Source organism: Streptomyces sp. 184, from assembly GCF_045781775.1.
In the GTDB taxonomy this organism is placed as follows: Bacteria; Actinomycetota; Actinomycetes; order Streptomycetales; family Streptomycetaceae; genus Streptomyces.
In genome coordinates, this window is sequence record NZ_CP123230.1 from 1,819,190 (window position 1) to 1,833,303 (window position 14,114).

At 73.3% G+C, this 14,114-nt stretch carries 8 protein-coding genes; 6 read left to right on the forward strand and 2 right to left on the reverse strand.

The features are described 5' to 3' along the window. Window positions 1-229: 229 nt before the first annotated feature. A complete protein-coding gene (locus QBL21_RS07955; protein ID WP_407561296.1) occupies window positions 230-931 on the reverse strand; it encodes a response regulator in 702 nt (233 codons plus the stop codon). Beyond that, window positions 928-3,129, reverse strand: coding sequence for an ATP-binding protein (locus tag QBL21_RS07960; RefSeq protein ID WP_407561297.1), 2,202 nt, complete (start codon window positions 3,127-3,129; stop codon window positions 928-930). Before QBL21_RS07960 ends, QBL21_RS07955 begins: the two co-directional genes overlap by 4 nt. Before the next feature lie 136 nt (window positions 3,130-3,265). Between QBL21_RS07960 and QBL21_RS07965 the strand changes: the two genes are divergently transcribed. The 6 genes from QBL21_RS07965 to QBL21_RS07990 all read left to right on the forward strand — a co-directional run bounded on the left by QBL21_RS07965 (window position 3,266) and on the right by QBL21_RS07990 (window position 14,104). After that, on the forward strand, window positions 3,266-4,639 hold the full coding sequence (locus QBL21_RS07965) for a cation:dicarboxylate symporter family transporter (protein WP_407566344.1): 1,374 nt from the start codon (window positions 3,266-3,268) through the stop codon (window positions 4,637-4,639). 89 nt (window positions 4,640-4,728) lie between these two features. Then, window positions 4,729-6,297, forward strand: coding sequence for a glycosyltransferase family 2 protein (locus tag QBL21_RS07970; RefSeq protein ID WP_407561298.1), 1,569 nt, complete (start codon window positions 4,729-4,731; stop codon window positions 6,295-6,297). A gap of 132 nt (window positions 6,298-6,429) precedes the next feature. Further along, entirely contained in the window at window positions 6,430-7,962 is a 1,533-nt protein-coding gene (locus QBL21_RS07975) for an SDR family NAD(P)-dependent oxidoreductase (RefSeq protein WP_407561299.1), read from the forward strand. Beyond that, on the forward strand, window positions 7,959-9,980 hold the full coding sequence (locus QBL21_RS07980) for a hypothetical protein (protein WP_407561300.1): 2,022 nt from the start codon (window positions 7,959-7,961) through the stop codon (window positions 9,978-9,980). Before QBL21_RS07975 ends, QBL21_RS07980 begins: the two co-directional genes overlap by 4 nt. 13 nt (window positions 9,981-9,993) lie before the next feature. Further along, window positions 9,994-11,955 (forward strand): glycosyltransferase family 2 protein, encoded by a 1,962-nt coding sequence (locus QBL21_RS07985; protein WP_407561301.1) that lies wholly within the window; start codon window positions 9,994-9,996, stop codon window positions 11,953-11,955. Between the two features lie 46 nt (window positions 11,956-12,001). Then, a complete protein-coding gene (locus tag QBL21_RS07990; RefSeq protein WP_407561302.1) occupies window positions 12,002-14,104 on the forward strand; it encodes an acyltransferase family protein in 2,103 nt (700 codons plus the stop codon). Window positions 14,105-14,114: the final 10 nt, after the last annotated feature.

A 14,114-nucleotide genomic window follows, 5' to 3' on the forward strand; every position in this document is an offset into this window, starting at 1 on the left:
GATGCGGTGAAAGTACGGCTGTCCGGATGTCCGGTCAATCCTTCTGACAAGGGCTGTCCTGTATCGGTGACAACGTTGTTGTACCGACGGTTTCCAGCGCTGTACCGACTGTTTTCAGCCGCCCGGGGGCCGGAAGCTTTCGCGTCGGATGTCCGGGTACGGGACCGGGGCGGTCGACGGCATGGGGCGGCGGGGCGTGGCGCGGGGTCGGCGCGGGCGGGGGACGGCCTCAGGGGCGGGCGTCGGACCAGCGGTAGCGGAGTTCGGGGCGGCCCACCTGGCCGTACTGCGGGGCGCGGACCGCGTGGCCGGCCTCCGCCAGGTGCTCCAGGTAGCGCCGGGCGGTGATGCGGGACGTGCCCGTCGCCTCGCCGGCGGCGGTGGCCGTCAGGCCGTCGTCGCCCGCCCGGCGCAGGGCGTCGGTGACGGCGGCGAGGGTGGGGCCGGACAGGCCCTTGGGCAGCGCGGCCTGCGCGGGGGCGCGGAGCGAGGCGAGCGCGCGGTCCACCTCGTCCTGTCCGCCGGCCTCGCCGACCGCGGCGTGGAACTCGGCGTAGCGGACGAGGCGGTCGCGCTGGGTGGCGAAGGCGAACGGCTTCAGCACGTACTGCACGACGCCCAGGGACACCCCCTCGCGGACCACGGCGAGGTCGCGGGCGGAGGTGACGGCGATGACGTCGGCGGCGTGGCCGGCGGCGCGCAGCGAGCGGAGCAGGGCGAGGCCGTGGCCGTCGGGGAGGTAGAGGTCGAGCAGGATCAGGTCGACGGGGACCTGGTCGAGCAGGCGGGCCGCCTCGACGCGCGACCGCGCGGCCCCGGCGACGGCGAAGCCGGGCACGCGCTCGACGTAGAGCCGGTGCGCGTCGGCGGCGACGGGGTCGTCCTCGACGACGAGCGCCCGGATCGGCGCGGCGGCGCGCGGGGCGCTCACCCGGCACCTCCGCGGACGTCGGCGTCCCCGGGGCGACGGGGGCGGGGGGCCCGGTGGGCGGGTGGGGCAGCGGGGTCCGGCTGAGCACTGGGAGCGCGAGGGTCCGTACGCCGGAGGGCGTCGGGTGAGTCCGGGCGATCGGTGGGCCGGTGGGTGGGCGGGGTGCCGTCGGTGCGGTGGGTGGCCGGGGCGGTGGGGTTCGGCTCGCCGGTGCGGGTGCGGGTGCGGTCGGTCGGACGGCGGGGTGCGGTGGGTGGCCCGGCGGGGTCGGCGGGCCGGCGCGGGGCCGGGGCGCGGTCGGCGGGGTGCCGCACCGGCGCGGGGCCGCTCTCGGTCGCGGTACGGGCCGTTTCCGGCGGGGCGCACGCATCCGGGCGCCCGGCGGCCGGGTCTCCCGCGGCCTCCGGCTCCGCCGGGTCCATCGGGGCCCCCGCAGCCCCCGGGTCCGCCGGATCCGCCCGGTCCTGCCGTGCCGTCGGGGCTGGTGGCGTCGGCGGGGCCGTGACCGGCCGGGCGGGCGGCGGCTTTGCCGCCGGGGCAGCCGCCGGGCCCAGCGGCAGGCGTACGGTGAACTCCGCGCCGCCGCCCTCCGTCCCGCTCAGCGTCGCCTCGCCGCCGTGGCGGCGGGCCGCCTGGCGGACCAGGGCCAGGCCCAGGCCGCGGCCCCCCGGGCCCGAGCGCTTCGTCGTCCAGCCGCGCTCGAAGACCTCCTCCGCCCGCCGCGGGTCCACCCCCGGGCCGTCGTCCGCGACCCGCAGCAGCAGTTCCCCGTCCGCCGCCAGCGCCGTCACCCGCACCTGCGGCTGCGGCTGCTGCGACGCAGCCTGCTCCCCGTTCCGTATCCCGGACGCCGCCCGGCTCCTCGCGCCCTCCGCCGACGCGTCCACCGCGTTGTCGATCAGGTTGCCCAGCACCGTCACCAGGTCCCGGGCCGGCAGCGTCGGCGGCAGGACGCCGTCGTCGATCCGGCTGTCCGGGCTCAGCACCAGCTCCACCCCCTGCTCGTTCGCCTGCGCGGCCTTCCCCAGCAGCAGCGCCGCCAGCACCGGTTCCGTCACCGCGCCCGTCACCCGGTCCGTCAGCGTCTGCGCCAACTCCAGCTCCGCGGTGGCGAACTCCACCGCCTGCGCCGTCCGCCCCAGCTCGATCAGCGACACCACCGCGTGCAGCCGGTTCGCCGACTCGTGCGCCTGCGAGCGCAGCGCCTCGGCGAAGCCCCGTACGGAGTCCAGTTCGCCGGTCAGCGTCTGTAGCTCGGTGACGTCCCGGAGCGTGACGACCGTGCCGCGGTGCTCGCCGCCGGTGACCGGCGAGGTGTTGACGACCACCGTGCGGTCCCGCGTCAGGTGCACCTCGTCGACCCGCGGCTCCGGCGACAGCAGCGCCTCCGTCAGCGGCCCCGGCAGGCCGAGGTCGGCGACCGGCCGGCCCACCGCGTCGCCGTCGGCGCCGGTGCCCAGCAGTTCCCGCGCCCCGTCGTTGACCAGCGCGATCCGCCCCGTGCCGTCGAGCATCAGCAGGCCCTCGCGGACCGCGTGCAGCGTCGCCTGGTGGTAGTCGTGCAGCCGGCTCAGCTCACGGGCGTTCATGCCGTGGGTGTGCCGCCGCAGCCGGGCGTTGATGAGGTACGTCGCGAGCCCCGCCAGCGCCAGCGCGCCCGCCGCGACGTACAGCACGGGCATCAGTTGCCGCCGCACGTCGTCGCTGATCGTCTTGATGGTGATCCCCGCGCTCACCAGGCCCACGATCCGCCCCTCGTCCGCCCGCACCGGCGTGACCACGCGCAGCGACGGGCCGAGCGTGCCGGTGTACGTCTCGCTGAACGTCTCGCCGCGCAGCGCCCGGTCGGTGTGGCCGAGGAACGCCTCGCCGATCACGTCCGGGTTGGGGTGGGTGAAGCGGGTGCCGTCCGGGGCCATGATCGTGATGAACGTCACCGCGGTGCCCCGCCGGGCGCGCTCGGTGTACGGCTGGAGCACGTCGGACGGGTTCCCGCCGCCGGTGATCGCCCCGGCCACGCCGGGCGATGCCGCGACCGAGCGCGCCGTGCTCTCCGCCTGCCGCGCCGCCGCCTCCTCCGCGCGGTCGTGCGCCGTGACGTACATGAAGACCGCCGACCCGGCCACCATCAGCGTGACCAGCACGACCTGCATCGCGAAGAGCTGGCCGGCCAGGCTCCGGGGGCGGGGGAGGCGCATCACCCCAGTGTCACCGCAGCGGTCACGTGAACGAAATGAACGCAACGGTGACGGCGTCCGCACCGGCCGGGATATTCACCGGGACCGCAGGGATCCCGAGCCGTGAGGAGGCAGCGACGTGGCTGCACCCACCCCCGTGGCGGGCCGCGTGAAGCGCGACCGCACCCATTACCTCTATCTCGCCGTCATCGTCGCGGTGCTGGCCGGCATCGCCGTCGGCTTCGCCGCGCCCGACGCGGCAGTGGAGCTGAAGCCGGTCGGCGAGGGCTTCGTCAACCTGATCAAGATGATGATCTCGCCGATCATCTTCTGCACGATCGTGCTGGGCATCGGCTCGGTCCGCAAAGCCGCCAAGGTCGGCGCGGTCGGCGGGCTGGCGCTCGGCTACTTCCTGGTGATGTCCACCGCCGCGCTGGCCATCGGCCTGGTCGTCGGCAACATCGTGCAGCCCGGCGACGGCCTGCACATCACGGACGAGACCCGCAGCGCAGGCGCCGACCAGGCCGCCGCGGGCGACGCGGAGTCGACCAGCGAGTTCCTGCTCGGGATCGTCCCGGACACCATGGTCTCCGCCTTCACCGAGGGCGAGGTGCTCCAGACGCTCTTCGTGGCGCTGCTGGTCGGCTTCGCGCTCCAGGCCATGGGCCGCGTGGGGGAGCCGGTGCTGACGGGCATCGGGCACATCCAGCGGCTGGTCTTCCGGGTGCTCGCGATGATCATGTGGGCGGCTCCGGTGGGCGCGTTCGGCGCCATCGCGGCGGTCGTCGGCGAGACCGGCGTGGACGCGCTGAAGTCGCTGGCCATGATCATGATCGGCTTCTACGTGACCTGCGCGCTCTTCGTCTTCGTGGTGCTCGGGCTGGTGCTGAAGTTCTTCACCGGCGTCAACATCTTCCGGCTGCTGAAGTACCTGGCCCGGGAGTTCCTGCTGATCGTCTCCACCTCCTCCTCGGAGTCGGCGCTGCCGCGGCTGATCGCGAAGATGGAGCACCTCGGGGTCTCCAAGCCCGTCGTCGGCATCACCGTCCCGACCGGCTACTCCTTCAACCTCGACGGCACCGCCATCTACCTCACCATGGCGTCGCTGTTCATCGCCGAGGCGATGGGCGACCCGCTGACCATCGGCCAGCAGATCTCGCTGCTCGTCTTCATGATCGTCGCCTCCAAGGGCGCCGCGGGCGTCACCGGCGCGGGGCTCGCCACCCTGGCCGGCGGGCTCCAGTCGCACCGCCCGGAACTGGTCGACGGCGTCGGCCTGATCGTCGGCATCGACCGGTTCATGAGCGAGGCCCGGGCGCTGACCAACTTCGCCGGCAACGCCGTGGCCACGCTCCTCATCGGCACCTGGACCAAGGAGATCGACCGGGACCGCGTCGAGCACGTCCTCGCCGGCCGGGTGCCGTTCGACGAGGCCACCCTCGTCGACGACCACGCGCCCGCGCCCGCGGCCGGGCCCGAGGAACCGGAGGACGCGCTGCTGAAGCCGGGATCACAGCCCGTAAAGGTCTGATAACCCGCCCCGAATCCGGCATCGCAGGACAACCATTGGCCCCCCGGACCGGTCTCCGTGTGCATCAACCGGAACGGGCTGGGGGGCCAGTGGATCATCCGCACGTCAGCGTGGTCATCGCCGCGTACAACGCCATGCCGTACCTCACCAGGTGCGTCGAATCGGTGCTCGGGCAGAGCCTGCCGCCGGACGCCGTCGAGATCGTCGCCGTCGACGACGGCTCGACCGACGGCACCGGGGAGGAACTGGACCGGTTTGCACGGCTGTACCCGGGGCGCGTGCGCGTCGTGCACCAGGAGAACTCCGGCGGCCCGGCCGCCCCGCGCAACGCGGGCATCGCGCTGGCCCGCGGCCGGTACGTGTTCTTCCTCGACGCCGACGACTACCTCGGCACCGAGGCGCTCCAGCGGATGTCCGCGATGGCCGACGACAACGGCTCGGACGTCGTCCTCGGCAAGCTCGTCGGCGTGGGCGGGCGGAAGCCGCCGATGTCGATGTTCAAGCGCGACCAGCCCGACGCCGACCTGTACTCCTCCCGGATCTTCTGGGTGCTCAACCCCATGAAGCTGTTCCGCCGCGAGCTGATCGAGCGGCACGGGCTGCGCTTCCCCGAGGACCTGCGCACCGGCGAGGACCAGGTCTTCGTGACGAAGGCGTACCTGCACGCCGCGAAGATCTCCGTGCTCGCCTCCTACGACTGCGTGTACTACGTCCTGCGCGACGACGGCGGCAACCTCACCACCACCATCCGCAAGGAGCCCCGTCCCGCCGCCGCCGGCCGCACCGGCCCGACCACGTCCGGCACGCTGCCCGCGATGTTCGCGCTCGTCGGCGAGAACACCCCGGCGGGCCCCCGCCGCGACCACCTCCTGACCCGCCTCTACGGCGTCAACCTCCAGCGCGCCCTGCGCGGCGTGCGCCGCGAGCCCGACCCCGAGCGCTCCCGCCGGATGTTCGCCGCGCTGCACGAGCCCGTCGCCCGCTGGTACAGCGAGGCGGCGATGGCGAAGCTCCCGGCGATCGTGCGGCTCCAGGGGGAGCTGGTGCGGCGCGGGCTGTACGAGGAGTCGGTGGCCGTCGTCCGCTACATCGGCAAGCGCCGCAAGGCCCTCGACGCCGGGGGCGGCGCCAAGCCGGTGCAGTGGCTGGCGCCCGCCGACTTCACCGTCGAGGGCGGCCGGGTCTTCGCCCACTACCCGTACTTCCGCGACGCCCGCCTCGGCCTGCCCGACGCCGTGTTCGACGTCACCCGCCAGGTCGGCGCGCGCTCCTTCGTGCGGCCCGGAACCGTCACCGTCACCCAGGACCGCCGCGACGCCCGGGTGTTATCGGTCCGAGGCCGCCGCCGCGCGCGGCTGCCCGCCGTGGCGCTGGAGCTGACGGCGACCCGGGAGAGCGACGGGCGTACGGTGGTGGTGGCCCTGCCGGCGCCCTCCGCGGACGCCGCTTCCGGCGCCGGTACGGATGGCAAGCGGGCCTTCACCGCACGTATCCGCCTGCCCCAGCCGGGGGTGTGGCAACTCGCCCTGAGGGTCGCGGGAAACAGCAGGTCGGAGCTGCCGATCCAGGCGGTACGGGTGGAGAGCACGAACCCGGCGCGGACGCTGCTCGCGTGGCTGGGCCGGGGCGGCCGGGAAGCGGTCCGCCCGGCATCCTGATCACGGGGAGGTGACGATCTCGTGCTCAGCTCGTAACCGGGTACAACTTTGCGCATCATTCGGATGTCTTCCAGTCGAGCCGAATTCACCCCGAATTCGGTTGACGCTCACGATCACCACCCAGGAGCAGCAGTGTCGACAGGCGCCCCCACGGAGCCGACAGCGAGTACGTCCGGCCAGGCCACCCGAACCACCGCCGTGGTACTGGCGGGCGGCACGGGGCAACGCGTGGGGCTCTCCATACCCAAGCAACTGCTGAAGATCGCCGGGAAGACCGTGATCGAGCACACGCTCGCGGTCTTCGAGCAGGCCGACAGCGTCGACGAGATCCTGGTCCTGATGGCGCCCGGCTACGTCGAGGACGTCGAGCGCATCGTCGCCAAGGCCGGGCTGACGAAGGTGCGGCGGGTGCTGGAGGGCGGCGGCACCCGCAACGAGACCACCGAGCGCGCCATCGCCGAGATAGGCGCCGGCCTCGCCGAGGGAGAGGACGCGAACGTCCTCTTCCACGACGCCGTACGCCCCCTGCTGTCGGCCCGCGTCATAGCCGACTGCGTCGCCGCCCTGGAGCGCTACCGGGCCGTGGACGTCGCCATCCCCTCCGCCGACACGATCATCGTCACCCGGCGGCACGGCGAGGACGGCGAGTTCATCACCGACGTCCCGGACCGCTCCCGGCTGCGCCGCGGGCAGACGCCGCAGGCGTTCAAGCTCTCCACCATCCGGCGGGCGTACGAGGTGGCCGCGGGCGACCCGAACTTCCAGGCCACCGACGACTGCTCGGTGGTGCTGAAGTACCTGCCGGACGTGCCGATCCACGTGGTCGCGGGCGACGAGTACAACATGAAGGTCACCCACCCCGTCGACGTCTTCATCGCCGACAAGCTCTTCCAGCTCGCCTCCACCTCCGCCCCCGAGCAGAGCGACGACGAGGCCCACCGCCGCCTCCTGGACGGCCGCACGCTCGTCGTCTTCGGCGGCTCGTACGGCATCGGCGGCGACATCTGCGAGCTGGCCCGCGGCTACGGCGCGAACGTCTACGCCCTCGGCCGCTCCTCCACCGGCACCCACGTGGAGAACCCGGCCGACATCGAGGAGGCGCTGCGCCGCGCCTACGACGAGACCGGCCGCATCGACTACGTCGTCAACACCGCCGGCGTGCTGCGCATCGGCCGGCTCGCCGACACCGACGACGCCGCCCTCGAAGAGGCCCTGCGGGTCAACTACCTCGCGCCGGTGCAGATAGCCCGGTTCGCGCACAAGTACCTCGCCGAGACCCGCGGCCAACTGCTCCTTTACACCTCCAGCAGCTACACCCGCGGCCGGGCCGAGTACAGCCTGTACTCCTCCACCAAGGCCGCCGTGGTCAACCTCACCCAGGCGCTCGCCGACGAGTGGGCCGGCGACGGCGTCCGCGTCAACTGCATCAACCCCGAGCGCACCGCCACCCCGATGCGCACCAAGGCGTTCGGCGACGAGCCCCCCGGCTCACTGCTGGCCTCGGAGGCCGTCGCCCGCACCTCCCTGGACGTGCTGCTCTCCGAGATGACCGGCCACGTCATCGACGTCCGCCAGCAGGACCCGACCCGCGGCTCCAGCGTCGACCGTGCGCTGGCCGCCGTGCTCGACCGCAGCGAGGACGGCACCGAGGCGGGTGTGCGGTGACGGGGGCACTCATACGCCTGGTCCGCGTCGGCACCGGCGCGGAGTTCGCCGCCGCCGCGGTGATGCTGGCCTCGTACCCGCTGATGCTCGTGGCCGCGCTGGTCCCGAGCCTCGGCATGTTCGCCGCGGTCGCGGCCCTCAGCTACGTCTCCGACCACTTCCTGCACCGCCGCAACGCCTACCTGCTCAACCGGCTCTCGCGCGCCCGCGCGGGCCTGACGCTGCGCTTCATGCTGCGGCAGTTGCTGCTGGTGCTGCTGCTGGCCCGGATGGGCGTCGCCGGCGACACCCTCGGCTACGAGGCCATCGCCTGCTTCGCTCTCGTCGCCACCCTCCAGGCGCCGCACAGCGGCCTGCTCACGCTGCTGCGCAACCGCCGCAAGCTGCCCGTCGTCACCCGCAACATCGACCTGGCGCCGCTCGGCATCTCCGACGCCGCGCCCCGGCTGCTCACCCACCGCGCCGCGGAGAAGGTCCAGCACCTCGACCTGTTCGCCGTCGTCGGCGTGCTCGTCGCCGCCGAGACCGGCCGCGGCGCGTACGGCTACGCCGGCATGGGCGTGACGCTGGGGCTGACCCTGCTGTACATCGTCGCCGTGACGTACCACCTGCGCCCCGGCGGGCTGCCGCCGAAGCGGGACGCGGTGCTGGAGTGGTTCGACGAGTGGCTGCGCGCCTACCGGCCGACCCTGGTGCTCTACTTCTCCGGCACCAAGGAGTCCACGTACCAGATCAACATGTGGCTGGAGACGCTGGAGGAGCTGGACGAGCGCCCGCTGCTCATCGTGCGCGAGCAGCACACGCTGCCGGGCCTGGCCTCCACCACCGTGCCGGTGGCGTGCGTGCCGTCCGCGGTGCACCTGATGAACATGGACCTGTCGTCGGTACGGGTCGCGCTCTACCCCGCGAACGTCGGCAAGAACATCCACCTGCTGCGGGTGCCCACGATGAAGCACGTCTTCATCGGCCACGGCGACAGCGACAAGGTCGCCAGCATCAACCCGTACGCCAAGGTCTACGACGAGGTGTGGACCGCAGGCCGCGCGGGCCGCGACCGCTACGCGCTGGCCGACGTGGGCGTGCGCGACGACGCCATCGTGGAGGTCGGCCGCCCGCAACTGGCGCCGATCCGCCCCGCCGAGGCGCCGCCGGCCGACCGCATCCCCACCATCCTCTACGCGCCGACGTGGGAGGGCTGGACCGACGACCCCGGCAACACCTCGCTGATGCTGGCCGGCGAGAACATCGTCCGCCGGCTGCTGGCCGCCGACCCGCCGGTGCGCGTGCTGTACAAGCCGCACCCGTTCACCGGCATGGTGAGCCCGCTCGCCAAGGCCGCGCACGAGCGGATCGTCGCCATGGTCGAGCGGGCCCGTACGAGCCGCGCCGCCGACCCCCGCTGGGTGCGGGCCGCCGCGGCCGGGCAGGGCGAGCGGGAGGCGGCGCGGGCCGAGCTGGTGCGTATCGAGGCGCAGCTCGAACGGCTCGGCCGGCTCACCGACGAGGCCGCCGACGAGGCGCAGACCTCCCGCGACGCCGTGGTCGACCCCGCCCGCGAGGCGGAGGTGGCCCGGCTGCGCGAGGAGTGGAACGACGCCTACTGGCGCTCCTTCGGCTGGTGGGAGCACCGGGTCGTGACCGGCGACCGGCCGCGGCTGTACGACTGCTTCAACGTCTCCCACGGCATGGTCTCCGACATCTCCAGCGTCGTGTCGGACTTCATCGCCAGCGGCAAGCCGTACGCGGTGACCGACTCCGCGGGCCTGGGCGAGCAGGAGTTCAAGCGCCAGAACACGGCGGTACGGGCGGCGGTCATCCTCGCCCCCGACGCCGCCAGGATCGACGAACTGCTCGCCGCCGTCCCCGCCCCCGCGGCCGACCCGCTGCGCGGTGCGCGCGAGGAGCTGAAGGAATACCTGCTCGGACCCGACGAGCCCGCGTCCGTCGTCCGCTTCGGCGAGGCCGTGCGGGCGCTGGCGGAGAAGTCCGAGCGCCGCAACCTAGAGCGCGCCGTCTAAGGAGACCCGCACGATGAGCACCCCCGCGGCCGAGGCCGGACACATACCCGACGTCACGGTGATCACCGGCGCGTACAACTCGATGCCCTACATCACCCGCAGCGTCACCTCGGTGCTGGAGCAGACCATCGGCACCGACCGGCTCCAGATCCTCGTCATCAACGACGGATCCACCGACGGCACGGGCGCCGAGCTGGACCGGCTCGCCGCGGAGAACCCCGCGCTGACCGTCATCCACCAGGAGAACTCCGGCGGTCCCGCCGGCCCGCGCAACGTCGGTCTGGAGCGCGCCACCGGCCGCTACGTGTTCTTCCTCGACGCCGACGACTACCTCGGCCGCGAGACGCTGGCGCGGATGGTGGAGACCGCCGACGCCAACGGCACCGACGTGGTCGTCGGCAAGATGATCGGCGTCAACGGCCGCAACGCGCCGACGTCCATGTACCACCAGAACCTGGCCCGTACCGACGTGTTCAGCTCCCGCGTCTACTGGACGCTGAACCCGATGAAGCTCTTCCGGCGCGAGCTGGTCGAGCAGCACAGGCTGCGCTTCCGCCCCGAGCTGAAGGTCGGCCAGGACCAGCCGTTCACCAGCGCCGCCTATCTGAACGCCGACGGCATCAGCGTCATCGGCGACTACGAGTGCGTGTACTGGGTCAAGCGGGACGACGGCGGCAACAACACCTCCGTCACCAAGGGCACCGCGCCGCGGATCCGCTTCCTGCGCGCGATGTTCGAGCTGGTCGGTGAGTACGTGCCGGAGGGCCCGCGCCGCGACCACCTGCTGGCCCGGCACTACAACATCGACCTGCCGCACACCATCCGCCAGTTGCGCCGCGAGAAGCTCGCGTCGGACCGCAAGGCGGCCTTCGAGGACATGCGCCGGCTCTTCGACCAGTGGTACACCGAGGGCGCGGCGGCCGGGCTGTCCGTCGTGGAGCGGCTGCTGATGGAGCTGGTGCGCCGCGGCGACCTCGACGACCTGCTCACGGCCTCGAAGTACCACCGCAAGCTCGGTGACCAGGATGCGGAACACCTGGTGGAGAACGGGCGGGTCTACGCCCGGTACCCCTTCTTCCGCGACCCCGCCAGGAACATCCCGGACTCGTTCTACGACATCACGGACGAACTGCCCATTCCGTTCCGTATCGGCAAGGCCGAACTCGACGCCGCCACCGGCGTCGTCCACCTCGCCGGGAAGATCAAGGCCCCGGGCCCCGACGGCTGGAACGCCCCGCCGGAGCTGCTGCTCAAGCAGCGCGGCGGCATCGTCCGGCACCGGCTGCCGCTGTCCCTGGGACAGGCGCACGACAAGGCCGGCTACCAGGACTTCCGGCTGGACCTCGACCCGGCGACCGCCGGCGGCGGCGAGCCGCTGACCGAGGCGCTCTGGGACCTCTCCCTGGCCTGCGGCGACGCCAACGCCACCCGCTTCGGCGACCGGAACAACGCCAACCTCGCCAAGCAGCCCGCGATGCACGTCGCCCCCACGCACGCCGGCACCGGCCAGGTCTTCACCCTCTACGCGATCCGCTCCACCGGCCATCTCACGCTGGAGCTGGGCGAGATCAAGCACAAGGCGGCCAAGCGGTTCGAGGCCGCCGCCCAGAGCATGACGCGCCGCGACGAACTCGTCGTCGACGTGCGGGGCAGCGTCTCCGGGCTGCCCGCGGACGGGGTGCGGCTCGACGTCGAGGGCCCCACCGGCGTGGTCGCCTCCGCCGTGGCCCGGCCGGGCAGGACCTCCGGGGCCACCCGGACGTACCGGGCCCGGCTGCGGCTGCCGCGCGAGGCGCGCAAGCGGCGCGACGCCTTCACCCCGAAGGTCACCGTGCGCGCCGGCGGCCTCAACTGGTCCGTCCCCGTACGCCCCGCCGGGCCGGCCGCGGCCGGCGCCGCGGACGGGCCGCCGGCCGGCCGGAACCTCGTCTCGGTGCTGCGCACCGCCACGTCCCGGCTCGCCGCGCGCAAGTGACGTCCCGGCGTACCCGACACCACCAGTACCGTCACCCGGAGGGTTGATGCACGGCCAGCAGGCCCCGGCGCTCGAAGCGCACGATCCGACCGAGCGCCGGTCCGAGCCGGAAGCGCCCCGTGCGACCGGCCACGGCCGGGGGTTCCGCCCCGACGTCGAGGGCCTGCGGGCCGTCGCCGTGGGCGTGGTGCTGCTCTACCACGCGGGCGTGCCGCTCATCTCCGGCGGCTACGTCGGCGTGGACGTCTTCTTCGTCATCTCCGGCTTCCTGATCACCGGGCTGCTGGTGCGCGAGCTGGAGCGCAGCGGGCGGATCTCCCTCACCGGGTTCTACGCCCGCCGCGCCCGCCGGCTGCTGCCGTCGACCGCCGTCGTGCTCGCGGCGGTCGCGCTGCTGGCGTGGCTGCTGATGTCGCCGGTGGAGCGCAAGACGGTCGCCAAGGACCTGGCCGCCGCGGCGCTGTACGTCGTCAACTGGCAGCAGGCGTCGCTCGCGGTCGACTACTCGGCGCTGGGCGCCGACGCCAGCCCCGTACAGCACTTCTGGTCGCTGGCGGTGGAGGAGCAGTTCTACCTGGTCTGGCCGCTGCTGATCATCGCCATCGGCTGGTGGTGCAAGCGCGGCGGCGGCAAGGGGGTGCGCCCGCGGCTGGCCGTCGCGCTCGGCGTCATCGCCGTGGCCTCGTTCGCGTACTCGGTCCACCTCACGCAGGAGGAGGCCGGCGCCGCGTACTTCTCCACCTTCACCCGCGGCTGGGAGCTGGCCGTCGGCGGGCTGGTCGCGCTGGTGCCCGCGGACGCCTGGCGGCGGCTGCCGGCCCGCCTCGCCGGCGTGCTGGCCGCCGGCGGGCTCGCGGGCATCGCGGTGGCCTCGCTCGCCTTCTCCGACGAGACGCCCTTCCCCGGCTCCGCCGCCGCGCTGCCCGTGCTGGGCGCCGCCGCGGTCATCGCCGCCGGCGCCGCGGCGCAGGACACGGTGGGCGCGAAGCTGCTGGGCACCGCGCCGATGCGGTACGTGGGGCGGATCTCATACTCCTGGTACCTGTGGCACTGGCCGGCCGTCGCCTTCGCGACGGTCAAGTGGCCCGGCATCTCCACCGCCCAGCTCGCGGTCGTCGTCGCGGCGAGCTGGGTGCCCGCCGCGCTCACCCACAAGCTGGTGGAGAACCCGGTACGGGTCTCGGGCGCGCTGGCGCCGGTGGGCCGCGGCCTCGTCCTCGGCGTCGCCTGCACCGTCGCCGGCGCCCTGCTGGGCTGGCTGACCTGGGCGACCGCCCCGACCATGAAGCTCGCCGACCCCTCCCAGGCCGTCGGCGCCGCCGCGCTGAAGGACTCCACGAAGGTCCAGGAGTCCGCCTCCGTGCTCAGCCCGCTGCCCGAGGACGCCGACGCCGACGAGGGCGCGGTGTACGGCAACGGCTGCCACGCCGGGCAGCGCGACACCGAGGCCGAGGGCTGCGTCTACGGCGACAAGAAGTCGGACACCACCGTGGCGCTCTTCGGCGACTCGCACGCCGCGCAGTACGCCCCGGCGCTGATCACCGTCGCCGAGGAGCGCGGCTGGCGGCTGCTGATCCTCACCAAGTCCGCCTGCACCCCCGCCAAGGTCACCATCTACAACCGGCAGTACGAGCGCGACTACACCGAGTGCGACGACTGGCGGGCCTCCGCGGTGGAGCTGATCGCCGACGAGGAGGCCGACCTCGTGCTCGTCGGCAACCGCGACGACCAGGCGGCGATGCGCGGCGGCGACAAGCTCGACGGCGACGCCAACACCGCCGCGCTGCGCGACGGGATGTCCGCCACGCTGCGCGAGCTGGAGGAGAACGGGGCGGACGTCACAGCGTTCGCCGACATCCCGTACCCGCCGCAGGACATACCCTCGTGCGTGTCGGGAGCCACCGACCAACTCACCGACTGCGCGTTCCCGCTGCGCGAGGGGATGGGATACGAGCAGGTCACCACCGAGGCGGCGAAGCAGTCCGGGGTCCGCGTCATCGACCTCGCCCCCGAGCTGTGCCCCGACGGCACCTGCCCGGCCGTCATCGGCAACGTGATCGTGTACCGGGCCGGTGAGCACATCACCGAGACGTACATGCAGACGCTCACGGACTGGCTGGACGACCAGTTGCCGGGGAGCGTCGGATGAGACAAGGACT

What these genes read in the sequence shown, in the direction of transcription:
- QBL21_RS07990 (WP_407561302.1), top strand. Translation starts at nt 12,002, where the DNA reads ATGCACGGCCAGCAGGCCCCGGCGCTCGAAGCGCACGATCCGACCGAG.
- QBL21_RS07985 (WP_407561301.1), top strand. Translation starts at nt 9,994, where the DNA reads ATGAGCACCCCCGCGGCCGAGGCCGGACACATACCCGACGTCACGGTG.
- QBL21_RS07960 (WP_407561297.1), bottom strand. Translation starts at nt 3,129, where the DNA reads ATGCGCCTCCCCCGCCCCCGGAGCCTGGCCGGCCAGCTCTTCGCGATG.